The 24331-nt window shown below is 65.8% G+C and carries 24 protein-coding genes and 3 tRNA genes; 13 read left to right on the forward strand and 14 right to left on the reverse strand.

What is annotated here, in order from left to right; genetic code table 11:
* Positions 1-33 precede the first annotated feature (33 nt).
* The 3 genes from IE191_RS04855 to IE191_RS04865 all read right to left on the reverse strand — a co-directional run bounded on the left by IE191_RS04855 (position 34) and on the right by IE191_RS04865 (position 1907).
* On the reverse strand, positions 34-576 hold the full coding sequence (locus IE191_RS04855) for an AHH domain-containing protein (protein ID WP_308432876.1): 543 nt from the start codon (positions 574-576) through the stop codon (positions 34-36).
* A complete protein-coding gene (locus tag IE191_RS04860) occupies positions 573-1313 on the reverse strand; it encodes a hypothetical protein (protein ID WP_191323230.1) in 741 nt (246 codons plus the stop codon). Before IE191_RS04860 ends, IE191_RS04855 begins: the two co-directional genes overlap by 4 nt.
* Positions 1314-1424: 111 nt before the next feature.
* Positions 1425-1907 (reverse strand): NAD(P)H-dependent oxidoreductase, encoded by a 483-nt coding sequence (locus tag IE191_RS04865; RefSeq protein ID WP_191323231.1) that lies wholly within the window; start codon positions 1905-1907, stop codon positions 1425-1427.
* Positions 1908-2068: 161 nt separating this feature from the next.
* On the opposite strand from IE191_RS04865, the gene recJ reads away from it, so the two are divergent.
* The 4 genes from recJ (at position 2069) to IE191_RS04885 (ending at position 4300) form a co-directional block, all read left to right on the forward strand.
* A complete protein-coding gene (gene recJ, locus IE191_RS04870; RefSeq protein ID WP_191323232.1) occupies positions 2069-3883 on the forward strand; it encodes a single-stranded-DNA-specific exonuclease RecJ in 1815 nt (604 codons plus the stop codon).
* Between the two features lie 91 nt (positions 3884-3974).
* Positions 3975-4049 (forward strand) — tRNA-Glu (locus tag IE191_RS04875).
* Positions 4050-4068: 19 nt separating this feature from the next.
* A tRNA-Glu gene (locus IE191_RS04880) sits at positions 4069-4143 on the forward strand.
* Positions 4144-4225: 82 nt separating this feature from the next.
* A tRNA-Glu gene (locus IE191_RS04885) sits at positions 4226-4300 on the forward strand.
* A gap of 110 nt (positions 4301-4410) precedes the next feature.
* Here IE191_RS04885 and IE191_RS04890 read toward each other — a convergent pair.
* Positions 4411-4632, reverse strand: a complete 222-nt coding sequence (locus IE191_RS04890; protein ID WP_191323233.1) for a hypothetical protein — start codon at positions 4630-4632, stop codon at positions 4411-4413.
* 494 nt (positions 4633-5126) lie between these two features.
* On the opposite strand from IE191_RS04890, the gene IE191_RS04895 reads away from it, so the two are divergent.
* The 7 genes from IE191_RS04895 to phoB all read left to right on the forward strand — a co-directional run bounded on the left by IE191_RS04895 (position 5127) and on the right by phoB (position 12496).
* Positions 5127-6311, forward strand: a complete 1185-nt coding sequence (locus IE191_RS04895) for a sensor histidine kinase (protein WP_191323234.1) — start codon at positions 5127-5129, stop codon at positions 6309-6311.
* Between the two features lie 142 nt (positions 6312-6453).
* Positions 6454-7494 carry a substrate-binding domain-containing protein gene (locus IE191_RS04900; protein WP_191323235.1) on the forward strand — a complete coding sequence of 347 codons (1041 nt, stop codon included), beginning with the start codon at positions 6454-6456 and terminating at the stop codon, positions 7492-7494.
* 21 nt (positions 7495-7515) lie between these two features.
* On the forward strand, positions 7516-8898 hold the full coding sequence (gene pstC / locus IE191_RS04905) for a phosphate ABC transporter permease subunit PstC (RefSeq protein WP_191323236.1): 1383 nt from the start codon (positions 7516-7518) through the stop codon (positions 8896-8898).
* Complete coding sequence (pstA, locus tag IE191_RS04910; protein WP_191323237.1) at positions 8891-10180, forward strand: phosphate ABC transporter permease PstA; 1290 nt, start codon at positions 8891-8893, stop codon at positions 10178-10180. Before pstC ends, pstA begins: the two co-directional genes overlap by 8 nt.
* Position 10181: 1 nt before the next feature.
* The gene (pstB, locus tag IE191_RS04915; RefSeq protein WP_191323238.1) at positions 10182-11012 is read left to right on the forward strand and encodes a phosphate ABC transporter ATP-binding protein PstB; all 831 of its coding nucleotides are present in this window, start codon (positions 10182-10184) and stop codon (positions 11010-11012) included.
* A gap of 11 nt (positions 11013-11023) precedes the next feature.
* Positions 11024-11707, forward strand: a complete 684-nt coding sequence (gene phoU, locus IE191_RS04920; protein WP_168554541.1) for a phosphate signaling complex protein PhoU — start codon at positions 11024-11026, stop codon at positions 11705-11707.
* A 99-nt stretch (positions 11708-11806) separates the two neighbouring features.
* The gene (gene phoB, locus IE191_RS04925) at positions 11807-12496 is read left to right on the forward strand and encodes a phosphate regulon transcriptional regulator PhoB (RefSeq protein ID WP_022676280.1); all 690 of its coding nucleotides are present in this window, start codon (positions 11807-11809) and stop codon (positions 12494-12496) included.
* Positions 12497-12553: 57 nt separating this feature from the next.
* Here the strand turns inward: phoB and IE191_RS04930 are convergent, their stop codons facing one another.
* Positions 12554-13435 carry a LysR family transcriptional regulator gene (locus IE191_RS04930; RefSeq protein WP_191323239.1) on the reverse strand — a complete coding sequence of 294 codons (882 nt, stop codon included), beginning with the start codon at positions 13433-13435 and terminating at the stop codon, positions 12554-12556.
* A 233-nt stretch (positions 13436-13668) separates the two neighbouring features.
* Here IE191_RS04930 and IE191_RS04935 point away from each other — a divergent pair, with 233 nt between their 5' ends.
* Positions 13669-13932, forward strand: coding sequence for a hypothetical protein (locus IE191_RS04935; protein ID WP_229815111.1), 264 nt, complete (start codon positions 13669-13671; stop codon positions 13930-13932).
* An 18-nt stretch (positions 13933-13950) separates the two neighbouring features.
* The gene (locus IE191_RS04940) at positions 13951-14835 is read left to right on the forward strand and encodes a bestrophin family protein (RefSeq protein ID WP_191323240.1); all 885 of its coding nucleotides are present in this window, start codon (positions 13951-13953) and stop codon (positions 14833-14835) included.
* Between the two features lies 1 nt (position 14836).
* Here the strand turns inward: IE191_RS04940 and IE191_RS04945 are convergent, their stop codons facing one another.
* Genes IE191_RS04945 through IE191_RS04985 form a run of 9 tightly spaced genes read right to left on the reverse strand, consistent with a single transcriptional unit; the run spans position 14837 to position 24325 of the window.
* A complete protein-coding gene (locus IE191_RS04945) occupies positions 14837-15109 on the reverse strand; it encodes a DUF1467 family protein (RefSeq protein WP_191323241.1) in 273 nt (90 codons plus the stop codon).
* Between the two features lie 39 nt (positions 15110-15148).
* Entirely contained in the window at positions 15149-16744 is a 1596-nt protein-coding gene (locus IE191_RS04950; RefSeq protein ID WP_373299242.1) for a ribonuclease J, read from the reverse strand.
* Between the two features lie 53 nt (positions 16745-16797).
* Positions 16798-17604 carry a type III pantothenate kinase gene (locus tag IE191_RS04955; RefSeq protein WP_191323243.1) on the reverse strand — a complete coding sequence of 269 codons (807 nt, stop codon included), beginning with the start codon at positions 17602-17604 and terminating at the stop codon, positions 16798-16800.
* The gene (locus tag IE191_RS04960) at positions 17604-18350 is read right to left on the reverse strand and encodes a biotin--[acetyl-CoA-carboxylase] ligase (RefSeq protein WP_229815112.1); all 747 of its coding nucleotides are present in this window, start codon (positions 18348-18350) and stop codon (positions 17604-17606) included. Before IE191_RS04960 ends, IE191_RS04955 begins: the two co-directional genes overlap by 1 nt.
* Before the next feature lie 7 nt (positions 18351-18357).
* A complete protein-coding gene (gene nuoN, locus IE191_RS04965) occupies positions 18358-19821 on the reverse strand; it encodes an NADH-quinone oxidoreductase subunit NuoN (protein ID WP_191323245.1) in 1464 nt (487 codons plus the stop codon).
* Positions 19821-21353: an NADH-quinone oxidoreductase subunit M gene (locus IE191_RS04970; RefSeq protein WP_191323246.1), complete on the reverse strand. Its 1533-nt coding sequence runs from the start codon at positions 21351-21353 to the stop codon at positions 19821-19823. The genes nuoN and IE191_RS04970 overlap by 1 nt, the downstream gene beginning before the upstream one ends.
* Positions 21350-23398, reverse strand: coding sequence for an NADH-quinone oxidoreductase subunit L (gene nuoL / locus IE191_RS04975; protein ID WP_191323247.1), 2049 nt, complete (start codon positions 23396-23398; stop codon positions 21350-21352). The genes IE191_RS04970 and nuoL overlap by 4 nt, the downstream gene beginning before the upstream one ends.
* A gap of 4 nt (positions 23399-23402) precedes the next feature.
* Positions 23403-23708, reverse strand: coding sequence for an NADH-quinone oxidoreductase subunit NuoK (gene nuoK, locus IE191_RS04980; protein ID WP_110761368.1), 306 nt, complete (start codon positions 23706-23708; stop codon positions 23403-23405).
* Entirely contained in the window at positions 23708-24325 is a 618-nt protein-coding gene (locus IE191_RS04985) for an NADH-quinone oxidoreductase subunit J (protein WP_191323248.1), read from the reverse strand. The genes nuoK and IE191_RS04985 overlap by 1 nt, the downstream gene beginning before the upstream one ends.
* Between the last annotated feature and the right edge of the window lie 6 nt (positions 24326-24331).

Consider the following 24331-nt stretch of genomic DNA (forward strand, 5'->3'; position numbering starts at 1 on the left):
TCCGACGCTTGCTGCGTCGGGGCCTTTTTTGTGTCAGCCTTCGGTATCGGCCCAGAGCATTTCGGCCATGGCATCGAGATGGCTGAAATCCAGCGCGGGATCGCGTTGGTTGAGCGGCACCCCACCCCAGCGACGCGGATCGAGCAGGCGGCGGCGCAGCGCCCGTTGCAGCAGATCGAGCCGCATCAGCGCCTCGTGGTCGGCCGCGCCATCGTTGCTGGTTCGACGGCTTTGCCACCCGGCCTCGATCTGCCCGATGCGTTCCAGCACCAGTTGGTTATACTGCCGGTGTGGCCCGCGGTGCAGCGGCATCAGCACCCGCCGCGCGGCCGCTTCCGTGGCCGGCAGCAGCAAGCCGTTGCGGCGAAAGTCGTGAAAGCCGACTTGCGCCTCGCCCAGCCGCCCCAGCATCCGTTGCAACCCGTATAAGGTCAGTGCCTGGCGGGGCAGGATGTGGTGGCGCTGCATCTGCGGCTGGTAGCCCGGCGCGCCGGCTGCATTAACGGAATGGAAAGGAATCGTCCGGCGGGCGGCAAACCGCGCTTTTGGAGACGAATCAGGAACACATTTCGTCAGGCCCATCGTATCGCAATGATACCGTTTTCCCCCGGTTCGAGCCAGAGCGGGGCGGTATCGGGCAGAGACACGGCCTGGGCCGTAGCCAAACGGCCATGGGCAACCAGCCAATCGACCAGGCGCACGGCCGCGCGGGCATGCACTTCGCCAGGACGCTCGCCACCGGTATGAAACTCGAACTCCTGGCCGACGAAGAAAGCCAGGCCGTGGCTGACCACGCGATCGGTGCCGCGCTTGAGGCCAGCAAGAGCCAGCGCCGGAAACGGCCCACCCTCCAGCCAGGGGCGCACGGCATCAACGAACCAGCGTGGCGAAACCAGGTTGCCCGCCGGCAGCCAGCCGATCGCCGCAAGGCCGGGCAAGGCCGCCAGCGCCAGGATCAGGCTGACCGCCACCTGCACCACTGGCAGCAGATTTTCCGCCCCGGCAAGATGCGGCCCCGGTGCCAGCAGCACCGCTTCGTGCGCGGCGCAATCAAAGCCCGCCGGCAAGCCCACACGCAGCGGCGCGGGCGCCCCCGGCACTATCAATCCGGGTGACAAACCACTGATATCGAATGTCAATCCATCGCGCAGCAGTTCAACCCAGTCCGCCGGTGGAACCGGGCGATGGCTGACGGCAAAGGCCTGCCCGGCTTGTGCCAGTGCCGCAAGAGCATCGGCATCGGGACGCGCACCCGGAGCGAACAACAGCGTCGCCACTGCACGCCCCCCCGCACTGTCCTTGCCATTGCTCACCGCACGCGCTCCTGTTGTTGGGCGAACCGACGCTCCGCAATCCATTGTGGCTACCTAGAGTGCCTGCGCCCAAGAAGGTCGAAATTTCGTCAACATCGACGGGCGCTGCTGCTAAAAGGCGCCCATTTCCATGCCAGTTGATAGCAACTGTCCCAAATCGCGACATTTTTGCAAAGCAGTATGCGGCAGAGACTTGGTCGCCAAGATCGAATCGGGCCGATCCGCACCGGTAAGGACGATGCATGGCGGCGCGACGCGCCTGAGACGCCAACCGGTGACGATCCTGTCGATCTGGCCCTGCGTGCCCTGCCCCGCCGTACCGGCCGCGATCGCCGTGGCATAAGGGCGCCCCTCGATCCGGCCGAGCAGCGGGTAATAGCACCGGTCGAAGAAGGCTTTCATTTCGCCGCTCATGCTGCCCAGGTTTTCCGGGCAGACAAAGAGAAATCCTTGCGCTGCCACACAATCGTCGGGCGTCGCCACGTCAGCCGACAGCAGCGCGAATGCCGCGCCGCCCTGTGCCGCGCCCTCTGCCGCCGCAGCGGCCATCGCGCGCGCCGCGCCGGTGCGGCTGTGCCAGATGATAGCCAACATAGGCCCGATCCCTTCCTGCCTGGCACGGCCCAACGCCGCCCGGTGATCGCACCAGAAGCCCCTGACAGATTCGTGTCAAACCGGACCTAAACTCCACTGCCCGCTTTCAGTTTCCCAAGCGGCAATTTGCCCCAGCGCGGGCAATCGGCTACCGCGCTGGAATGATCCCGGTTACTGCGATTACCCAATCCCTCTCCGGCCTCGCCTGGCGCTGGCGCGGCGGCAACATGGACCTGTCCGGTCGCTTTGGCCGCCTGGGCGGCGGCGATGATGGCCTGAGCAACGACCTGGTAGACCAGTTGCTGCTTTCGCGCGGCGTGCCGCACGACGATCTCGAACGCCATCGCCGGCCCACTCTGCGCGATTTCCTGCCTGATCCTTCGGTGTTTCGCGACATGGACGTAGCCGCCCGCCGCCTGGCCGAAGCGGTGGTGCGGGGCGAACGCATCACCGTCTATGGCGACTATGACGTGGACGGCGCCACCAGCGCAGCCCTGCTGCTGCGCCTGCTGCGTGCGCTGGGCGTTGAAGGGCAGGCCTATATACCGGATCGCCTGCTCGAAGGCTATGGCCCCTCGGGCGAAGCGCTGGTGCGGCTGGGGCGCGAAGGCAGCCAGTTGATCGTGACCGTCGATTGCGGCGCCATGGCGCACGAAGCGCTGGGGCAGGCGCAGGACGCCGGGATCGACGTGATCGTAGTGGATCACCACAAGTGCGCGCCAGAGCTGCCGCCGGCCGTCGCGCTGGTCAATCCCAACCGGCTTGATGAAGACGATACCGCCGCCGCGCATGGCCACCTCGCCGCCGTGGGCGTGGCGTTCCTGCTCGCCGTGGCAACCGTGCGCGTGCTGCGGGCGCGGGGCTGGTTCGAGCAAAGGCCGGTCCCCGATCTGATGGCCCTGCTCGATCTGGTCGCGCTGGGCACCGTGGCGGACGTGGCGCAGCTCAAGGGCCTCAACCGCGCGCTGGTGGCGCAGGGCCTGAAAGTCATGGCCAAACGCGCCAATATCGGCCTGTCAGCGCTGATCGATGCCAGCCGCATCAATCGTGCCCCCACCGCCAGCGATCTGGGCTTTGCTCTTGGCCCGCGTATCAACGCGGCCGGACGCATCGGCGATTCCTCGCTGGGCGTGCGCCTGCTCACTACGCAGGACCCTGACGAGGCCAAGGACATCGCCACGCGCCTTTCCGCGCTCAACGACGAGCGCCGCGCGATCGAGCAGGCCGTGCAGGAAGCGGCCGAAGCGCAAGTGGAAGCGCAGCACAACCGCGCTGTCGTGGTCGTCGCCGGGCTCGGCTGGCATCCCGGCGTGATCGGCATCGTCGCGGGACGGATCAAGGAAAAGACCGGCAAGCCGACGCTGGTCATCGCGCTGGACGATGGCGAGCAGGCCGATGTGGACGGCGCCGGCATGGGCAAGGGCTCGGGCCGCTCCATCCCCGGCGTTGACCTGGGCGCCGCGATCATTGCCGCGCGCGAAGCGGGGCTGCTGGTCAAGGGCGGCGGCCATGCCATGGCCTGTGGCCTGACCATCGCGCCAGACCGGGTCGAGCCGCTGGCGCAATGGCTGGACGAACGCCTCGGCCGCGACGTGGCCAATGCGCGCGCCGCGCAGAGCCTGGCCCTCGATCTTTCGCTCAGCCCCGGCGGCCTTACCCCGAGCCTGGTCGAGACGCTGGAAGGCGCCGGGCCCTATGGCGTGGGCTGGCCCGGCCCGCGTGTCGCGGTGGGGCCCGTGCGGCTGATCAAGTGCGACTTGGTGGGCAACGACCATGTGCGCGCGATCGTGGCCGGCGCCGATGGCCGCTCGTTCAAGGCCATGGCTTTCCGCGCCGCGCAGACCGATCTGGGCCAGGCCCTGCTGCATGGCTGCAAGGGCCGCCAGCTCTGGCTTGCCGGGCGCGCCAGGCTCGACGATTGGGGCAGCCGCCCGGCCGCCGAACTGCACATCGAAGACGCCGCTTTTGCCGATTGAAACTTTGCGCCTGATTTTTTTGGACCAGCGGGTTGACGCACCGCGCCCAGCCTAATAGAGGCGCGGACCTGCCCAGCGGCGCAAGCCCGGCGGCCCCTTCGTCTAGCGGTCAGGACGCGGCCCTTTCACGGCTGAAACACGGGTTCGATTCCCGTAGGGGTCACCATCATTGCTCGCTGCCGGACGGCCCCTTCGTCTAGCGGTCAGGACGCGGCCCTTTCACGGCTGAAACACGGGTTCGATTCCCGTAGGGGTCACCATCGGCACCTTTCACCAAGGTGCGGATTGCCGGCATGCACATGATGCGCAATGGCTGGCACAACATCATGCCTTCGCATGCAAGGCCCCTTCGTCTAGCGGTCAGGACGCGGCCCTTTCACGGCTGAAACACGGGTTCGATTCCCGTAGGGGTCACCATCTTTCGCCCAGCGCCAGGCGCGGCTGAGGTCATCTTCTACCAGCACAGCGAAGCAACAACGATCCAGATTGGCTCGTTGTCCGACAGACGCATCGCGCCTGGCTGCGGGTCAGTGCACTTGCGAGGATTGCACCGTTGCCGGAATCCCGGCGATGCCTTCGATCGCGCGCGGGCCGGCCAGTTCCTTGCGCATCAGGTCCAGCACCATCGAAAGGTGCGCGGCGGCGAGCGAAGCGCCCTGGCGATCCAGCACCGCGAGCGAGCCTTCCAGCATGCCGATGAGATCAGCCAGAACGGCCTTGTCGGTGCCCGTGCGATCCGAGGGTTTCACGCAAACATCTCCCACTTCGTGGCATCGGTCAAAGTGCGCCGCACGTGGCAGCGCTTTTCGGCAGCGCTTTTCGACAGCCCTTCGCGTCGGCCTCCCAGCCCATCAGGGCAGCCCGCCACCGCTTGCCCGGCATGCAGCACGAGACGTTGAAGGGGATTGTTCGACCTTGGTTCCGTGTACGCCGCGGCTCGTTTTTGAACCACGCCTTTCCCCGCAGCTTTGGCGGTATTGGCTTCCGGCAGCGAAGGATCGGCAAGGTCCGCACGCGCGCCGATCTGTGTAGCAATACAAGGGCTTGTTCGCTGCAATCGATGATCAGGCGCAAAACCTGCGGCTGCGGTTCCGCCGAAACGGAAGCAAAACCGCACGGGCGTTGCACCGCTGTGGACAGCGTTGCGTCAAAGTATGACGGCGCGGCGGTGGGCTTGCCGCCACCCCCTGCCCTCGCCTAACAGAGGCCGCATCTGCGTTTCCTGGCGAAAGTGACATCCCCGATGAAAGGTCTTGCCCTGCCGTGGACAAGCGTGGGCATTGCCCTGGCCGCGGGCCTGGCCATGCCCTTTGCCGGCGCCAGCCTGTGGCTGGCCTTTGCCGTGGTGGTGGTCTGGCTCGCGTCGCTGTGGCTGGCCAGCCCCGAGCCGGAGATCGTCCAGGTACGCCCGGAGGAAGGCAGCGTCTCGCGCCAGGCGATGGTTGCGCTGGTCGAGCCGTTCAGCGTGCCGGTGCTGATGCTCGATCGCCAGCGCATCGCCTCGGCCAATGCCGCCGCGCGTGAAGCACTTGGCCCGCACATCGTCGGCCAGGATGCCCGCGTGGCCTTGCGCCACCCGGAGGCGATCACGCTGCTCGACAAGCCGGAAGGAACCGCGCTGGTACGCGGGCTGACCGGCGCACGCAGCATCTGGCAGGTCAGCCGCGTCGCCATCGATGAGCGCTTTTCGCTGATCGAGCTGGTCAACCGCACGGCCGAGGCGGACATCAGCCGCGCCCACACCGATTTCGTCGCCAACGCCAGCCACGAACTGCGCACCCCGCTCGCCTCGATCATCGGCTATGTCGAAACCCTGGCCGATCCCGACGCGCGGATCGATCCGGCCACCACCGCCAAGTTCCACGCCACCGTGCTGCGCGAGGCCAAGCGCCTCCAGACACTGGTGGAAGACCTCATGTCGCTTTCGCGCATCGAGGCGGAAAAGCACGAATTCCCGCGCGAGCGCATCGACCTGGGCCAGATGGCCCAGACGATTGCCAGCGAAGTGGGCTTTACCGTGGGCGACGAGCGCATCGTGCCGGAAACCGAGCCTGGCGTGGTCTGCGGCGATCGCCAGCAACTCGACCAGTTGATTCGCAACCTGATCGACAACGCGCTCAAGTATGGCGATGCCGATGCGCCGGTGACCGTGCGCGTGCGCCGCGAGCGCGGGGATGTCGTGCTGGAAGTGGCCGATCGGGGCGAAGGCATCCACCCCGATCACCTGCCCTATCTCACCCGCCGGTTCTATCGCTCCGATCCTGGCCGCAGCCGTGCGGCGGGGGGCACCGGGCTTGGCTTGGCGATCGTCAAGCACATCGTCGAGCGCCATCGCGGCAAGCTGGATATCGCCAGCACGCTGGGCCAAGGCAGTACCGTGACCGTCCACCTGCCGCTGGTGGAGCCGGAGATCACAAAGCAGGACTGAAAACGCACGTTTTCCGTGGCTTGCGCAGTTTTGTCACAATTGACCGCGATTTTGTCATAAACCTGTCACACGCTGGTCGCATTGGCGCAGCATCCACCGGGACACATCCTGGCCACGGGGAACAGAAGGTATTGCCATGGTCATGCTTCGCACGCTTGCTCTTTCCACCGCTGCACTGGGTTCGCTGGCCCTGGCCGGGTGCGGTGGCGCCGACTCCGGCAGCCGCGACCAGGTCCGCGCCGTCGGCTCTTCCACCGTCTATCCCTTTGCCAAGGCGGTGGCCGAACAGCTTGCCAAGAGCGACCCCTCGATCAAGTCGCCGATCATCGAATCGACCGGCACGGGCGCGGGGATGAAGCTGTTCTGCGCCGGCGTCGGCCCGCAGCACCCCGATATCGAAGACGCCTCGCGCCGCATGAAGAAGTCGGAATTCGACGAATGCGTGGCCAATGGGGTGAAGGACATCGCCGAAATCCAGGTCGGCCTGGATGGCGTGGCCTTTGCCGAATCCAAGAACGGCGCCAGCCTCGCCCTCACCCCCGAGGACGTCTACAAGGCCCTGGCCAAGAACCCCTATGGCAAGCCCAACACCGCCAAGACCTGGCACGACGTGAACCCGGCGCTGCCCGCCGATCCGATCCTGGTCTATGGCCCGCCCTCCACTTCGGGCACGCGCGACGCGCTCAAGGAGCTGATCCTGGCCAAGGGCTGCGACGCCAACCCGGAAATGAAGGCGCTCAAGGACAGCGACAAGAAGAAGCATGACGATGTCTGCACCCAGGTGCGCGAGGACGGCGTCTATGTCGATGCCGGCGAGAACGACAATCTGATCGTGCAGAAGATCGAGGCCAATCCCAAGGCCATCGGCATCTTCGGCTTCTCGTACGTCGAGGAAAATGCCGACCGCATCCGCGGCCTGACGATGAGCGGCGTGACGCCGACCTACCAGACCATTTCCGATTTCAGCTATCCCGGCGCCCGCCCGCTCTACATCTATGTGAAGAAGGCGCACCTCAAGGCCATTCCGGGCCTGCAAGCCTATGTCACGCAATGGTCAAAGCTGTGGGGCAAGGATGGCACCCTCGCCAAGCTCGGCATGGTGGTAGCGCCCGACGCCGTGCTGGAACAAAGCGCCAAGGCCGTGACCACGATGCCGTCGCTCGACGGTTCGCAGCTCAAGTAACCAAGGACGGAAAGCCCAGTCATGTCGCCAGCCATTCTTCTCCTGCTCGCCTTCGGGCTGGGCCTTGTCGGCTGGCTGGCGGCCCGCTCGCGCGCCTGGGCTTTCCGCCGCCAGGCCCCGCAATCGCGCCTGCACTCGCTGCCCAGCTTCCACGCCTGGTACGTGGCGCTCTGGATCGCGGTGCCGGCGCTGGTTTTTGCGCTGATCTGGAACGCAGTCAGCCCGGCGCTGATCACCGCCCATGTCCTGGCCGATCCGGCCGCCGCGGCCCTGCCCGGCTTCGGGTTCGAGCGCGAGGCGATGCTGGCGCAGGCCCGCGCCGTGGCCGAAGGCAAGGCCTATGGCGTGTTCATGCCCGAGGCGGAGGGCCTGATCGCCCCCTATCGCGTGGCGCTCACCCGCTATGAGTCGATCGGCCTGGTCGTCACCATCCTGGTCGCGCTGGCTGGCGGCGCCTTTGCGTTCCTGCGCCTCAAGCCCGATTTCACCGCGCGGACCCGCGTGGAGCGCGCGGTGATGGGCCTGCTGCTGATCGCCTCGCTGGTTGCCATTCTCACCACGGCCGGCATCATCGTCAGCCTGGTGTTTGAAACCGTGCGCTTCTTCGGCATGGTTTCGCCCATCGATTTCCTGTTCGGCACCCACTGGGCGCCCGATCCGATGAGCACCGGAACGCCAGACGGTAGCCAGTTCGGCGCGATTCCGCTGTTCTGGGGCACGATCTACATCGGCGCGATCATTGCCATGATCGTGGCCATTCCGCTTGGTCTGATGAGCGCGATCTTCCTCACGCAATATGCCTCGTCCACCGTGCGCAAGGTGATCAAGCCGCTGCTCGAAATCCTCGCGGGCGTGCCCACCGTGGTCTATGGCTATTTCGCCGCGCTGACCGTGGCCCCGGCGGTGCGCGATTTCGCGCAAGGCATCGGCATTTCCAGCGCCTCCACCGAAAGCGCGGTGGCGGCTGGCCTGGTCATGGGCGTGATGATCATTCCCTTCGTCTCCTCGATGGCCGACGACTCCATCGCCGCCGTGCCCGATGCGCTGCGCGACGGCAGCCTGGCGATGGGCGCCACCCGCGCCGAAACCATCCGCAAGGTGCTGGTTCCCGCCGCCCTGCCCGGCATTGTCGCCGGGATCATGCTCGCCGTCAGCCGCGCGATCGGGGAGACCATGATCGTGGTCATGGCGGCGGGCGCCTCGGCCAATCTCACCGCCAACCCGTTCCAGTCGATGACCACGGTCACGTTCCAGATCGTGGCCATGCTGACCGGCGAAGGCAGCTTCGATCATCCCGCCACGCTTTCGGCCTTTGCCCTGGGCATGGTGCTGTTCCTCGTCACCCTGGCGCTCAACTTCATCGCCCTGCGCGTGGTGAAGCGCTACCGCGAAGCCTATGAGTGAGCCGACCATGGACAAGCTGACTTCCTCTGCCGCCGCCGAAACGCTGGCCGCGCAGCGCCGGGCGCGCATGGCCGCCCGGCTCACCCGCCGCCACGCCGGCGACCGGCTGTTCAAGCTGGCGGGCCTGGCCGCCGTGGCCTTTTCCGCGCTGGTTCTGGTGTTCCTGCTGGTGTCGATGGCATCGAGCGGGCTTGCCGGCTTCCAGCGCAGCGAACTGCGTTTCGACCTGCCCCTGCGCGGTCAGCTTTCGATCGACCGCGACCGCCTGGCCCAGCCCGACCCGGCCAGCGCGCTCGAACTCGCCGGCCTGCCCGCGATGGTCGATGCCGCTGCCGAGAAGAGCCTGGGCCAGGGCGGCGCCGCGCTGCTGGCCGATGGCGCCTGGCGCGACGTGGCCGCGCGCATCGCGGAAAAGCCTGCCTTGCTCGATGAAGCCAGTATCGCGGTTTCACTGCCCGCGACCGACGAACTGGCTGCCGCGCAACGCGGCGATGGGCCCGAAGGTCTGCGCCCGGTGGCGCAGCGGCTGGTGGCGCAAGGCAAACTGGTGCGCGCGTTCGACTGGGGCTTCCTGGCCCGCTCCGACGCCACCAGCCCGCAGGCGGTGGGCATCTGGGGCGCGCTCAAGGGCTCGATCATGACCATGCTGGTCACGCTGGTGCTGGCCTTCCCGGTGGGCGTGCTCGCCGCGCTCTATCTGGAGGAATATGCCCCGCGCAACCGCTGGACCGACCTGATCGAAATCTCGATCAACAACCTGGCGGCGGTGCCCTCGATCATTTTCGGCCTGCTTGGCCTTGCCGTATTCCTGGCGATCTTTCCGCACTATCGCTCGGCCCCGCTGATCGGCGGCATGACGCTGGCGTTGATGACCATGCCGGTCATCGTCATTTCCGGGCGCAACGCGATCAAGGCAGTGCCGCCCTCGATCCGCGATGCCGCGCTGGCCATGGGTGCCAGCCCGGTGCAGGTGGTGTTCCACCATGTGCTGCCGCTGGCCCTGCCCGGCATCCTCACCGGAACGATCATCGGCATGGCCCGCGCCCTGGGCGAAACCGCGCCGCTGCTGATGATCGGCATGCGCGCGTTCGTCGCCTCCCCGCCGGGAGACCTGACCTCGCCCTCCACGGTCCTGCCGGTCCAGATCTTCCTGTGGTCCGACGAAATCGATCGCGGCTTCATCGAGCGCACCAGCGCAGCGATCGTGGTGCTGCTGATCTTCCTCCTGCTGATGAACGGCCTTGCGATCTATCTGCGCAACCGCTTCGAGAAACGGTGGTAACATGAACGCCCCCCTTCCCCTCCACGATGCTCCTGCGCAAACCGCGCCGTCGGTCAATGCCCTGCCCGACGATGGCCCGGCCAAGATCAGCGCCCGCAACGTCAGCGTCTTCTATGGCGCCAAGCGCGCGATCGATGACGTTTCGATCGACGTGCCGAATGACTATGTCACCGCGTTCATCGGCCCTTCGGGCTGCGGCAAGTCCACCTTCCTGCGCTCCTTGAACCGCATGAACGACACAATTGCCGGTGCCCACGTCGAAGGCGAGATCCTGCTCGACGGGCAGGACATCTACCGCTCCGGCATGGACGTGGTGCAGTTGCGCGCGCGGGTGGGCATGGTGTTCCAAAAGCCCAACCCGTTTCCCAAGTCGATCTATGAAAACATCGCCTATGGCCCGCGCATCCACGGCCTGACCACCAGCAAGAGCGAACTCGACGGCATCGTCGAAAGCTCGCTCCAGCGCGCCGGCCTGTGGGACGAAGTCAAGGATCGCCTGGCCGACAGCGGCACCGCGCTTTCGGGCGGGCAGCAGCAGCGGCTGTGCATCGCCCGCGCCATCGCGGTCGATCCCGAAGTGATCCTGATGGACGAGCCGTGCTCCGCGCTCGATCCCATTGCCACCGCACGCATCGAGGAACTGATCGACGAACTGCGCGGCCGCTATGCCATTGTCATCGTTACCCACTCGATGCAGCAGGCCGCCCGCGTCTCGCAGCGCACCGCGTTCTTCCATATGGGCAAGATCGTGGAATATGGCACGACCTCGGATATCTTCACCAATCCGCGGGAAGAGCGCACCAAGGACTATATCACCGGCCGTTACGGGTAAGGGAATCAGACGTGGCTGAACATACCGTCAAGGCTTTCGACGAAGATATCACCCGCCTGCGCGGCCTGGTGGCGGAAATGGGCGGCCTGGCCGAACTTTCCATCACCGAAGCGATGGACGCGCTGGTCGGCGGCAACGAGGATCTCGCGGCCAGCGTGATCGCGCGCGACAAGCGCATCGACCAGTTGGAAGGCGAAGTCGATCGCCTGGCGATCCGCGTGCTCGCCCTGCGCGCGCCGATGGCCGACGACCTGCGCGAGGTGATCGCCGCGCTCAAAATCGCCGGCGTGATCGAACGCATCGGCGACTATGCCAAGAACATCGCCAAGCGCGTGGGCCACATCGAAGGGCGCAAGCGTTTCGAGCCGCTGACCCTGCTGCCGATCATGAATGAGTTGGCCAGCGACATGGTGCACGACGTGCTCACCGCCTATGCCGCGCGCGATGCCGTGGCCGCGGCCGAGATCGTGCGCCGCGATGCCAAGGTCGACGCGATCTACGACAGCGTGTTCCGCAACTTCGTGTCCTACATGGTGGAAAACCCCGCCACGATCAGCAGCGTCGCGCAGCTCATGTTCGTGGCCCGCAATATCGAGCGGATCGGCGACCAGGCCACCAACATCGCCGAAATCGTCCATTATGCCGCCACCGGCACTTATCTACCCGAACGGGAAGATGTGATTCCGCCGGCCTGAACGCCGAGGCGCGTTATTCCCGTGTATTTCGTCACGGCCACGTAACAATTGTCGTGCTTTCGCAAGGTTACGGTCAAGGTAGATCCCCGGAGGTAATGCGTGTCTGCTCCCAAGCTGCTTCTCGTCGAAGACGACACCGCGCTGGCCGAACTCGTGGAATACCGCTTCCGCGGCGAAGGCTATGATGTGCGCAGCACCGACGATGGCGACGAGGCCCTGCTGCTCGCCGCCGAGGACACGCCGGACCTGGTGCTGCTCGACTGGATGATCGGCGGCACCAGCGGCATCGAAGTATGCCGCCGCCTGCGCCGCAACAAGGCGACCGCGCACGTGCCGATCATCATGCTCACGGCGCGCAGCGACGAGGACGATCGGGTGCGCGGGTTGGAAACCGGCGCGGACGACTATGTCACCAAGCCATTCTCGCCGCGCGAACTGATCGCCCGCGTCGGCGCGGTGCTGCGCCGCGTGCGCCCGGCGCTGGCCGGTGAGACGATCACCGTGGGGGACATGAGCCTCGATCCCACCGCGCACCGCGTCACGCGCCGCGGCCAGACGATCAAGATCGGCCCCACCGAATTCCGCCTGCTCAAGCACTTCATGGAGCATCCCGGCCGCGTCTTCTCGCGCGGGCAACTGCTCGATGCGGTGTGGGGCAGCGGCAGCGACATCGAACTGCGCACCGTGGACGTCCATATCCGCCGCCTGCGCCAGGCCATTGCCCTGCCCGGCGCGGCCGACCCGGTCCGCACCGTCCGCTCCGCCGGCTACGCCCTCGAAGGCGTCTAAGCTCCTCCCCCACCGGGGGAGGTGGCGGCCGCAGGCCGTCGGAGGGGGCGAACCCCCTCAAGCCAGCGCCGGCACCTGATGTGCCAGGAACTGCAAGCAGCGCCGCAAGCGCGGCATGCGCCCCTGGCGCGGTTCGAACAGGGCGACCACCGGCAGGGGCGGCAGTTCGATTTCGGGCAGCACCGCTTCGAGCGCGCCGCTTTCCAGATCCTCTGCCACTTCCCACAGCGAATGCAGCGTGATCCCGGCGCCATCGAGCGCCCAGGCGCGCGCCACGTCGGCATCGTTGGTGGCAAGGCCAGCGGGCAGCGCCAGGCTTTCCGGCAGTCCCTCGCGCAGCACGGCCCCGGCCTCGTCCAGCACCACCACGTGATCGTGCCGCGCCAGGTCATCCACTGCGCGGGGGCGGCCGCGCCGCTCCAGATAGGACGGCGCCGCGCAGAGCAGGCGCGGATTGCTGCCCAGGCGCCGGCAGATCAACGATGAATTGGGCGGCGGGGCAAAGCTGATCACCAGGTCGTGCCCACTTTCCACCGGATTGGCGAGCGTCTGCACGCTGTCGAGATGCACCGTCACGTCGGCATGGGCGCGGGCGAAGCGCTGCAACAAGTCACCCAGGCGCCGCCGCCCGAAGGCGAGCGTGGTGGCCACCTTGAGCGTTCCGGCCGGGCCGGTGCCGCGATTGCGGACCGCGCTTTCCGCACGCTCCATGTCCGCCAGCGCTTGCCCGGCCTGACGGTAGAACATCTCGCCTTCCTCGGTCAGCGACAGGTGCCGGCTGTTGCGGCGCACCAGGGCCACGCCCAGGCGCGCCTCCAGTTGCGCCAGGCGGCGGCTCACCACCGGCAGCGACAGGCCCAGACGCGCGGCCGCCTGCGACAGGCTGCCGGCCTCGGCCACGCGGACGAATGAAAGCAGTTCGGAAAATCGATCAGCCATGCTTCCACGATAGGAAGCGGGTGTTGCGTCGCAATACGGCCAAGGTTGCAGAACTGTTTGAAATCGTTGCCCGCCCTTGAAATGTTCGCAAAAGACTTTGGAAACACTCATGTTTTCCAAATCTGCAAGTCACTCTTGCGCCCACGAGGCATTCCCATTGGCCTGGCGCATCGCAAAATGAAGGGCTGTTGGCGGGCCATCACGGCCAGCCCGAAAGACATGGGAACCTGTCTATGGCCTCTGCATTTCCTTTCCCCAGACCGTTTCGCAACGCGGCCCATGGCGGCGAGACGCCGCTGCGCTGGAACGATATCGAGGCTTTGCCGGTGCATTGCGCCTTGCTGGCCATGGTCGTCCTTGCCTGGCTGGCGATCAACGAAGAAGGACAGACACTGCAACTGGCGCTGGCCAAAGTGATCGGTATTATCGGCTGCATCGCGCTGCGGCGCGCCTGGCTGGGCATGGATCGCGCTGGCCAGGCGGACGAGCGCCCCTGATCAAAGGTTTCATCACGCATGATCGTTGGCAAGACACCCCGCATCCGCATGACATTCGTGGCCGCGTGGAACACGCTGCTCGCCCTGTTCGTGTGGGACGTGGCGGTAACGGTCTTCTATTATTTCACGCCCTTCCCCGCCCCCGCGCTGCCGCTCACCATCTTCGGCACGGGCCTCGCCCTCCTGCTCGGGTTCCGGGTCAATTCCGCCTATGCGCGCTGGTGGGAAGGGCGCATCGTCTGGGGCGCGATGACCAACGCTTCGCGCAGCCTGGCGCGCGCGGTCGGTTCGGCCCTGCCCGATCATGCCGAGGGACAGGCCTTGCGCCACGAGATCGTGCGCCGCCACATCGCCTATGTCCATGTACTGCGCCACCAGTTGCGCGGGGAGGACACGGCCGAAAGCGCCCACCGCGTGCTGGGGCCTGACCCGATCCCGGAACTCGCGCGTCGCAACGCGGCCAATGGCCTGCTCGAAGGCAATGGCCTGCGGCTCGCCAGCGCGCAGCGCAAGGGCTGGATCGATTCGATGAAATGGAACCGCCTGGAAGCGATCCTGGTCGACATCAGCAATGCCCAGGGCGCCATGGAGCGACTGCGCAACACGCCATTGCCGGCGCAATACCGCAGCTTCCCCACGTTCTTCACGCGGCTGTTCTGCGCGCTGCTGCCGATCGGCCTCGTTGAAACGCTCGGGCCTGCAACGCCATTGGGCTCGGCGCTCGCCGGCTTCATGTTCCTGGCCGCGCTCCAGATCGGCGACGACCTGGTCAATCCGTTCGCCAACACGATCCACGACGCCCCGCTGACCGCGATGTGCGCAACGATCGAATCCGATTGCAACGAGAGCCTGGGCCTGCCCCCCGTTCCGGTGGTTCAGCCCGAAGGCGGCATTCTCTGGTAACTTACAGGCCAATCAGCGGCGAAATGTCGAGATCCGAGACCGTGATCCAGCCCTCGCGGAAATTGGCGTAGAGCAGCGCGAACACCAGGGCAGAGACGACCGTGGCGCGCAAGACCACCAGGCGCGGCCGGAAATTGACCGGCGCGCTGGTGGCATGGCCCTTGGCCGGCGCCACCCCGGCTTCATGCGGGGTGCGCAGGCCGAAGGGAAGCACGGCAAAGGCAGAGATCACCCAGATCAGGGCATAGACCGCGAGCATGGAGCCCCAACGCATCGTCCTTCTCCCTCTTGCGCCAATCGCCTGCGCCGTGGCTCAGCGCTCGCGCAGCAGAACCTGCACCACCGGCTTCTTGCCGCACCAGCGCTGCGCCGTGCGTCGTACCGCAAGCCGCACGCATTCGGCAACGGCCACACGATCGCGCTTGCGGTCGCCTTTCAAGGCCTTGAGCGCCTTGGACACGTCTTCGCGCGCTTCTTCCAGGAACGGCGCCATGTCCTCCTCCAACGGCACGCCGACGCAGCCGATGTCGACACCTGAGGCCTGCTTGCCTTCCAGGGTCACTGCCAGCGCCACGCTGATCAGGCCATTGTTGCCCAGCTTGCGCCGCGCCGCCATGGCTTCGCCATCGGCCGGGGCGATGATATCGCCGTCCAGCACCAGGCGCCCATTGCGCTCGCTGCTGAGCTTGACCGGCCCGTTGGGCGCCAGGCGCACCAGATCGCCGTTCTTTTGCAGGATGGTCTTGGGAATGCCCTCGGCCTTGCCTAGGCGGGCCTGCTCGGCCATGTGGCGCACTTCGCCATGCACCGGCACCAGGATCTTGGGCCGCAGCCATTCATAGAGCGCGACCAGTTCCGGGCGGCCGGGATGGCCCGACACATGGATCAGCGATTGCTTGTCGGTGATCAGGCGCACGCCCTTTTCCACCAGCGCGTTCTGCACGCGGCCAATGGCCAGTTCGTTGCCGGGAATCTGGCGGCTGGAAAAGACCACAGCGTCGCCCGCTTCCAGCTTGATCGGATGCTGGTCCCCCGCGATCCGGGCCAGCGCCGCGCGCGCTTCGCCCTGCCCACCCGTGGCCAGGATCAGCACTTCGCCGCGCGGCAGGTCCATCGCCGCGTCCATGCTGATCGGCTCGGGGAAATCGAGCAGATAGCCCGAAGCCTGCGAAACCTTGATGATGCGATCGAGCGAGCGGCCGGCCACGCAGAGCTGGCGCCCGGTCGCCTCGGCCACTTCGGCCAGGGTCTGCAAGCGCGCCACGTTGGAAGCAAACGTGGTCACCACCACGCGGCGCCCCTTCAACTCGGCAATGGTTTCCAGCAGCCCGGCGCGCACCGCGCCTTCCGAACCGGAAGGCTTGGGATTGAACACGTTGGTCGAATCGCAGACGAGCGCGAGCACGCCTTCGTCGCCGATCGCGGTCAGCTCTTCCTCGGTCGCGGGCGTGCCCACGCGCGGCTCGTCGTCCAGCTTCCAGTCGCCGGTGTGGAACACGCGGCCATAGGGCGTGTCGATCAGCAGCGCGTTGCCTTCGGCGATCGAGTGGGCCAGCGGCACATAGCGGATATCGAACGCGCCCAGCGACAGGCTGCCCTCGTTCTCGATCACGTTGAGCTCGACAACGTCCTCGATCCCGGCCTCGACCAGCTTTTCATACACCAGGCGCGCGGTGAACGGCGTGGCATAGAGCGGCACGCCCAGTTCCTGCGCGAAATAGGGCACGGCGCCGATATGATCTTCGTGCGCGTGGGTCAGCACGATGCCGAGCAGATCCTTCTTGCGCTCCTCTATGAAATCGAGATCGGCAAAGACCAGTTCCACGCCCGGATACCAGGGATCGGCAAAGGTCATGCCCAGGTCGACCATCAGCCATTTGCCGTCACACCCATAGAGGTTGACGTTCATCCCGATCTCGCCCGAACCACCAAGGGCGAGAAACAGCAATTCCTTTCCGGGCTTCACTCTGTTGTCCTGTTCTGGGCGGCCGCAAGGGCGCGCTCTGCAAGCAAGGCCATGCCATCCAACGTAAGATCGGCATCGACATGGTCAAAAATCCGCGTGTGGCGGTCAAATAGCACGGCAAGGCCGCCCGTGGCGATCACCTTGGCCGGTTCCCCGATTTCGGCGCGCATGCGGGCGATCAGGCCTTCCATCATCGCCACATAGCCCCAGAAGACGCCGATGTGCATCTGGTCTTCGGTGTTGCGGCCGATCACGCTTTCGCCCTGGCGTGGCACCGAAATGGCAATGCGCGGCAGCTTGGCCGCCGCGCTCACCAGCGCATCGAGCGACAGGTTGATGCCCGGCGCGATGATCCCGCCCTTGTAGGTGCCGGCGCGGTCCACCCAGTCAAACGTCGTCGCCGTGCCGAAATCGATGATGATCAGATGCTCGCCGGGATGGCGGGCATGGCCGGCAATCACGTTGAGCGCACGGTCGGCGCCCAGCGAGCGCGGTTCGTCCACATCGGCGACGAAGCCCCACTCGGCATCGCCCTGCCCCGCCACCAGCGCTTCCAGCCCGAAATACTTGTCGGCCAGGACTTGCAGGTTGTGCAGCGCGCGCGGCACCACCGTGGAAATCACGATCTGGCGCACGGCCTCGCGGGCAAAGCCCTGGATCTGCATCAGTTGCAGCAGCCACACCGCATATTCGTCCGCCGTGCGGCGCGGATCAGTGGCCACGCGCCAGCGCGCGCGGATCGTGCGATCCTCGAACAGCGCGAACACAACGTTGGTATTGCCGACATCAACCGCCAGCAGCATCACGCATCTCCCCGGGCAGCAGGCGGCGCCGGCTCCCCCACCAGATCGACATCGCCGGCGTGAATCGCAAGCACCCGGCCATCGGCCAGGCGCAATTGCGCCACGCCATCCGCGTCGATTCCGGCAAATCCGCCCATGATCGGGCCATGATCGCGATCGTTGACCGAAACCAGCGTGCCACGCGGCACCGCGCGCTCTTCCCAGGCCGCGCGCAAGGCGGGCCACTGCCCGGCATGCCAGGCGCCCAAGTGCGCGGCCCAGCGCTCCGCGAGAATGGCGGCGAAAGCGTCACGCGCCACCGGATGCCCCAGCGCGGCAAGCGATGCGGTTTCACGCCCAGGCACCACGGGCGCGGACGCGAGATTCACGCCGATCCCGACAATCACTGTGTTCCCCACACGCTCCAGCAGGATACCGGCCAGCTTGGCCTGCCCCACCAGCACGTCGTTGGGCCATTTGAGATAGAGCGCGGGCAGCCCCGGCGCGCAGACGGCGATCGCGTCCCACAGCGCCAGCCCGGCGACCAGCGCCAGTGTCTGCGGCGCGGTTTCGTGCGGCGCCAGGCGCACCGGCGTGGAACCCATGAAATTGCCGAAGCCGTCGCTCCACACCCGCCCGGCGCGACCGCGCCCGGCGGTCTGGCGATCGGCAATCAGCCAGTGCCCTTCCAAAAGGCAATCCCCCCCACCAACGCGCGCAACCAGGGCGGCGTTGGTGGAGGGGATTTCTTGTACCAGTTCGAGCAAGGGCGGCTCAGGCCACGTGGAACAGCGCGGCTGCGGCATTGCCGGCCAGGCCGTGCAGCCAGTTGGTCAGCAGGTAGCCCAGCGGCGAGATGAACAGCGTGGCGATCACCAGCAGCACGGTGTGCGCCAGGTCGCTCTTGCCCGTCACCTTGTCGGTCGCTTCATCGAAATAGAGCACCTTCACCACCTTGAGGTAGTAGAACGCGCCGATCACCGAAGCGGCGATACCGATCGCGGCGAGCGCCAGCAGGTTGGCCTGCACCGCCGCCTGGAACACCACGAACTTGCCCCAGAAGCCGAACAGCGGCGGAATGCCCGCCAGGCTGAACATCACCGCGGCCAGCGCAGCGGCGAGCCCAGGGCGCGTCTTGGACAGGCCGGCCATGTCGGAAATGGCTTCGACCGGTTCGCCATCAGCGTCCTTGAGCATCAGCACGGCCACGAAACCCGCCACCGACATCGCCACGTAGATCGCCAGGTAGATCAGCATCGCGGCCGCGCCCGGCTGGTTGGCGCAGGCGAGACCAATGAGCATGAAGCCGACGTTGTTGATCGACGAATAGGCCATCAGGCGCTTGATGTTGTTCTGGCCAATCGCGCCCAGCGCACCGATCACGATCGACAGCAGCGCGGCAAAGATCACGATCTGCTGCCAGGCGTGGGGCTGTGCCCCGAAGGCTTCCAGGCTCACGCGCATCAGCAGCGAAAGCGCGGCCACCTTGGGCGCGGTGGCAAAGAAAGTCGTCACCGGGGTCGGCGCACCTTCATAGACGTCGGGCGTCCACATGTGAAACGGCGCGGCGCTGATCTTGAACGCCAGGCCGGCGAGCACGAAGACCACGCCGAACGTTGCCCCGGTCGACAGGCCATGGCCCAGCGCCAGGCGAATGCCTTCAAAGCTGGTCGTGCCGGTGAAGCCATAGGTCAGGCTGACACCATAGAGCAGGATGCCCGAAGCGAGCGAGCCGAGCACGAAGTACTTGAGGCCCGATTCCGCCGAACGCTCGTCGCTGCGCAGCATCGAAGCGAGCACATAGGAGGCAAGGCTGTTGAGTTCGAGGCCGATGTACAGCGCCAGCAGGTCCCCGGCCGACACCATGATGCCCATGCCGAGCGCCGCGAACAGCACCAGCAGCGGGAATTCGGCGCGCATGCCGCGCACCCGCTCGAAGAAGGCAGGCGCCACGATCAGCGTCACGCCAGCACCGGCATAGATCAGCAGCTTGGCAAAGGCAGCAAAGGCATCGGCGCGATACTGGCCGGCAAAGGCCGTCACATCAGGCCCCATGGCCGACCCGCACAGCGCGGGCGCGGCAATCAGCGCGCAGACCGCGAGCACGGCGACCGACAGGATGGAGATCAGGCGCGCGGCCTTGTCCCCACCCCAGGCGGCGACCAGCAGGAGCACCAGGCCGGAAACGCTGAGCACTTCCTCGGCCAGGGTGATCTGGAGAGAGCGAAGCAGTTCCATCAGTGCGCCTCCCCGTGCGCGGCTTCTTCATGGGCGGGCTGGCCCACCCCGAGTTTAAATTGCAGGTCGCCCTTGGGCTTGGTCGGGGCGACGCGCGCCTCGATCGCGGCGATATCCTTGCGCATCGGCGCCAGGAAGCTTTCGGGGTAGACGCCCATCCACAGCACGACAGCGGCCAGCGGCACCATCATCGCCCACTCGCGCTTGTCGAGATCGAGCATGGCGGCGGCATCAGCGTTCTTCTGATCGCCGAAGATAACCCGGCGATAGAGATAGAGCATATAGGCCGCGCCCAGGATGATCCCGGTGGTGCAGACCAGGCCCACCCAACTGCTTTCGGCATAGACGCCCATCAGCGACAGGAACTCGCCGACGAACCCGCTGGTGCCCGGCAGGCCGATCGAGGCCATGGTGAACAGCAGCATGAATAGCGCGTAGTAGGGCATGTTGATCGCCAGGCCACCGTAACGGGTGATCTCGCGGGTGTGCAGGCGATCGTAGATCACGCCGACGCCAAGGAACAGCGCACCGGCGACCAAGCCGTGGCTGAGCATGATCAGCATCGAGCCTTCCAACCCTTGCGTGTTGAAGGCGAACAGGCCGATCGTCACGATCGCCATGTGCGCGACCGACGAATAGGCGATCAGCTTCTTGATGTCGTGCTGGACCAGCGCGATCAGCGAAGTGATCACCACCGCCGCCATCGACATGCCCCACACCAGCGGCGCAAGCTGCGCCGAGGCCTGCGGGAACATCGGCAGTGAGAAGCGGATGAAGCCATAGCCACCCATCTTGAGCAGCACGCCGGCCAGGATCACCGAACCGGCAGTCGGCGCCTGCACGTGCGCGTCGGGCAGCCAGGTGTGCACCGGCCACATCGGCATCTTCACCGCAAAGCTGGCAAAGAACGCGAGCCACAGCCAGGTCTGGGCCTGGACCGGGAAGTTGTAGGCCATCAGCGTGGGAATGTCGCTGGTGCCGGCCACGTTGACCATCCAGAACATCGCGATGAGCATCAGCACCGAGCCGAGCAGCGTGTAGAGGAAGAACTTGTAGCTGGCGTAGATGCGATCCGCCCCGCCCCAGATGCCGATGATCAGGTACATCGGGATCAGGCCGGCCTCGAACATGATGTAGAACAGGAACAGGTCCTGCGCGGTGAAGACGCCGATCATCAGCGTCTCCATCAGCAGGAAGGCGGCATAGTATTCGCCTGCCCGCTTCTCGATCGAGTTCCAGCTCGCGCCGATGCAGATCGGCATGAGGAACACGGTCAGCGCGATCAGCAGCAGGGCAATGCCGTCAATGCCGAGCTTCCATTCAAAGCCCGAGAACAGCGCGGCACGCTCCTGGAACTGCCATTGCGCGCCGCCCACGTCGAAGTGCATCCATAGGACGACGCCGAGGACGAAATCGATGAGGGTGGCGATCAGCGCGATCAGGCGGGCCTGCTCGCGATTGGCCTTGAGGACGAGGCCGGCGCCGACGAGCGGCACCAGCAGCATGAGCGAAAGGATCGGAAAGCCGGTCATTGTGCGATCACCCAGCTGATCGCGCCGACGAGACCGACGAGCATGACCAGCGCATAGCTGTAGAGATATCCGGACTGGAGCTTGACCGCCCCGCGGCTGCCCTGCGCCACCAGCCAGGCGGCGCCGTTCGGGCCAAAGCGATCGATGATCCCGATGTCACCCACCTTCCAGAACACGCGGCCGAGCCAGAGCGCGGGGCGCACGAAGATGAAGTGATAGAGTTCGTCGAAGTACCACTTGTTGAGCAGGAAGCGGTAGAGGAAGCCGAACTGCTCGACGAAGGCCGCCGGGAACCCAGGGTTCACGATGTAGGCATAGGTCGCGATCAGGAAACCCGTGACCATCACTGCGAACGGCGACCACTTCACCCAGGTCGGCACATGGTGCGCGGCGTGGATCAGGTGCTCGCTATAGACCAGCGCGCCCTTCCAGAATTCGCCGGTGCCTTCGCTGATGAAGGCATGCGCAAACACCCAACCGGCGAAAATGGCACCGAGCGACAGCACAACCAGCGGCACCAGCATGACCAGCGGGCTTTCGTGCGGGTGATAGCCCGCCGTGCCGTCGCTGTGTTCGTCATGGTGGTGATGATCGTGGCCGTGGCCATGGTCATGTCCATGGTCGCCATGGCCATGCGCATCGTGAACCGCATGCTGGATGTGCTCCGACTGCTCCCAGCGCGGCTTGCCGAAGAAGGTCAGATAGACCAGGCGCCAAGAATAGAAGCTGGTGAGCAGCGCGGCGAACACGCCCATGAAGAAGGCGAAGTGCCCCAGTTCGGTGCCCTTGGCCCAGGCGGCCTCGATGATCGCGTCCTTCGAGAAGAAACCGGCGAAACCGATCTCGAACGCACCCACCCCGGTAATGGCCAGCGTGCCGGCCATCATGGCGAAGAAGGTCAGCGGGATCTTCTTCCGCAGGCCGCCGTAATAGCGCATGTCCTGCTCGTGGTGCATCGCATGGATCACCGAGCCGGCACCCAGGAACAACAGCGCCTTGAAGAAGGCGTGGGTGAACAGGTGGAACATCGCCGCGCCATAGGCGCCGACGCCGGCGGCAAAGAACATGTAGCCGAGCTGCGAGCAGGTCGAATAGGCGATCACGCGCTTGATGTCGGTCTGCGTCGTGCCGATGGTGGCGGCAAAGAAGCAGGTCATCGCGCCGATGAAGGTCACGAAACCGGTCGCGGTCGGGCTGAGTTCAAACAGCGGCGACAGGCGGCAGACCATGAACACACCTGCGGTCACCATGGTGGCCGCGTGGATCAGCGCCGACACCGGGGTCGGGCCTTCCATCGCGTCGGGCAGCCAGGTGTGCAGGCCAAGCTGGGCGGACTTGCCCATCGCGCCGATGAACAGCAGGATGCACAGCACGGTCGCGGTGTCGAAGCGATGGCCCAGGAAGCCGACGGTCGAACCCGGCAGCACCGAAGGCGCGGCATGCAGGATCGCCGGGATCGAGACCGTGCCGAACACCCAGAACACGCCGAAGATGCCGAGCATGAAGCCAAGGTCGCCCACGCGGTTGACCACAAAGGCCTTCATCGCCGCAGCATTGGCGCTGGGCTTGCGGAACCAGAAGCCGATCAGCAAATAGGAAGCCAGACCGACGCCTTCCCAGCCGAAGAACATCTGCACCAGGTTGTCGGCCGTCACCAGCATGAGCATGGCGAAGGTGAACAGCGACAGATAGGCGAAGAAGCGCGGCTGATCCGGCTCCTCGCTCATGTACCCCCACGAATAGAGGTGCACGAGGAACGAGACGCTGGTGATCACCACCAGCATGATCGCGGTGAGCGTGTCGACCCGCAGCGCCCAGAGGAAGTCGAGATCGCCCGACTTCACCCATTGCAGCACCGGGGTGACGCTGGCTTGCGCGTGGCCACCCAGGAACGACAGGAAGATCGGCCACGACAGCGCGCACGAGACAGCGAGCGCGCCGGTGGTGATCACCTTGGCCGGGATCAGGCCGAGTTTCTTGTTGCCAAGGCCGGCAACGATCGCTGCCAGAAGCGGCAGGAAGACGATGACGTTGATGGACGACATGGGTTCAGCCCTTCATCCGGTTGACGTCGTCAACGGCAATCGTGCCGCGGCCACGGAAGTAGATGACAAGAATGGCAAGCCCGATCGCCGCTTCGCCCGCCGCCACCGTGAGCACGAACATTGCGAAGATCTGGCCGACCAGATCGTGAAGAAAGACGCTGAAGGCGACCAGGTTGAGGTTCACCGACAGCAGGATCAGCTCGATCGCCATCAAGAGGATGATGACGTTCTTGCGATTGAGGAAAATCCCCAGCACGCCGAGCACGAACAGGATCGCGCTGACGATGACATAGTGTTCGATGCCGATCATCAGAGCGTAACCCCCTTCCCGACTTCCGGCTGAAGATTGATGGTCGCCTCTTCCGGACGGCGCGAGATCTGGCTGCTCGGCTTCTGGCCGCGCACGTCACCACGCTGGCGATGGGTCAGCACGATGGCGCCGATCATCGCCACCAGCAGGATGATGCCGGCGGTTTCAAACAGGAAGAGATAGCGCGAATAGAGGAGCGCCCCGATCGCGGCGGTATTCGACAGGCCCGCCACCGGCGCAGTCGCCGCGTCGGGCGTGCCGAGTGCCAGGCCACCGGCCTTGTAGGCGCCCACGCCCATGACCAGTTCGGCCAGGAGCACGAAAGCCAGGGCAAAGCCGAGCGGGAAGTTTTTGATGAACCCGGCGCGAAGCTGCGCGAAGTCGATGTCCAGCATCATGACGACGAACAGGAACAGCACCGCGACGGCGCCGACATAGACGATCACCAGCAGCATCGCGATGAATTCGGCGCCGATGAGGATCATCAGCCCGGCCGCGTTGAAGAACGCCAGGATCAGCCACAGCACCGAATGCACCGGGTTGCGGGCGAGAATGGTCACCGCGCCCGAAAAGATCGTCAGCGTGGCGAAAAGGTAAAAGGCAATTGCCTGGATCATGACGCG

The sequence above is a fragment of the Novosphingobium pokkalii genome (assembly GCF_014652855.1).
In the GTDB taxonomy this organism is placed as follows: Bacteria; Pseudomonadota; Alphaproteobacteria; order Sphingomonadales; family Sphingomonadaceae; genus Novosphingobium; species Novosphingobium pokkalii.

What these genes read in the sequence shown, in the direction of transcription:
- nuoL (WP_191323247.1), bottom strand. Translation starts at nt 23,398, where the DNA reads ATGTCGTCCATCAACGTCATCGTCTTCCTGCCGCTTCTGGCAGCGATC.
- IE191_RS04930 (WP_191323239.1), bottom strand. Translation starts at nt 13,435, where the DNA reads ATGGCTGATCGATTTTCCGAACTGCTTTCATTCGTCCGCGTGGCCGAG.
- recJ (WP_191323232.1), top strand. Translation starts at nt 2,069, where the DNA reads ATGATCCCGGTTACTGCGATTACCCAATCCCTCTCCGGCCTCGCCTGG.
- IE191_RS04935 (WP_229815111.1), top strand. Translation starts at nt 13,669, where the DNA reads ATGGCCTCTGCATTTCCTTTCCCCAGACCGTTTCGCAACGCGGCCCAT.
- IE191_RS04985 (WP_191323248.1), bottom strand. Translation starts at nt 24,325, where the DNA reads ATGATCCAGGCAATTGCCTTTTACCTTTTCGCCACGCTGACGATCTTT.
- IE191_RS04895 (WP_191323234.1), top strand. Translation starts at nt 5,127, where the DNA reads ATGAAAGGTCTTGCCCTGCCGTGGACAAGCGTGGGCATTGCCCTGGCC.
- IE191_RS04955 (WP_191323243.1), bottom strand. Translation starts at nt 17,604, where the DNA reads ATGCTGCTGGCGGTTGATGTCGGCAATACCAACGTTGTGTTCGCGCTG.
- IE191_RS04950 (WP_373299242.1), bottom strand. Translation starts at nt 16,744, where the DNA reads ATGAACGTCAACCTCTATGGGTGTGACGGCAAATGGCTGATGGTCGAC.
- IE191_RS04945 (WP_191323241.1), bottom strand. Translation starts at nt 15,109, where the DNA reads ATGCGTTGGGGCTCCATGCTCGCGGTCTATGCCCTGATCTGGGTGATC.
- pstC (WP_191323236.1), top strand. Translation starts at nt 7,516, where the DNA reads ATGTCGCCAGCCATTCTTCTCCTGCTCGCCTTCGGGCTGGGCCTTGTC.
- IE191_RS04865 (WP_191323231.1), bottom strand. Translation starts at nt 1,907, where the DNA reads ATGTTGGCTATCATCTGGCACAGCCGCACCGGCGCGGCGCGCGCGATG.
- pstA (WP_191323237.1), top strand. Translation starts at nt 8,891, where the DNA reads ATGAGTGAGCCGACCATGGACAAGCTGACTTCCTCTGCCGCCGCCGAA.
- IE191_RS04940 (WP_191323240.1), top strand. Translation starts at nt 13,951, where the DNA reads ATGATCGTTGGCAAGACACCCCGCATCCGCATGACATTCGTGGCCGCG.
- nuoN (WP_191323245.1), bottom strand. Translation starts at nt 19,821, where the DNA reads ATGGAACTGCTTCGCTCTCTCCAGATCACCCTGGCCGAGGAAGTGCTC.
- nuoK (WP_110761368.1), bottom strand. Translation starts at nt 23,708, where the DNA reads ATGATCGGCATCGAACACTATGTCATCGTCAGCGCGATCCTGTTCGTG.
- pstB (WP_191323238.1), top strand. Translation starts at nt 10,182, where the DNA reads ATGAACGCCCCCCTTCCCCTCCACGATGCTCCTGCGCAAACCGCGCCG.
- IE191_RS04970 (WP_191323246.1), bottom strand. Translation starts at nt 21,353, where the DNA reads ATGACCGGCTTTCCGATCCTTTCGCTCATGCTGCTGGTGCCGCTCGTC.
- IE191_RS04900 (WP_191323235.1), top strand. Translation starts at nt 6,454, where the DNA reads ATGCTTCGCACGCTTGCTCTTTCCACCGCTGCACTGGGTTCGCTGGCC.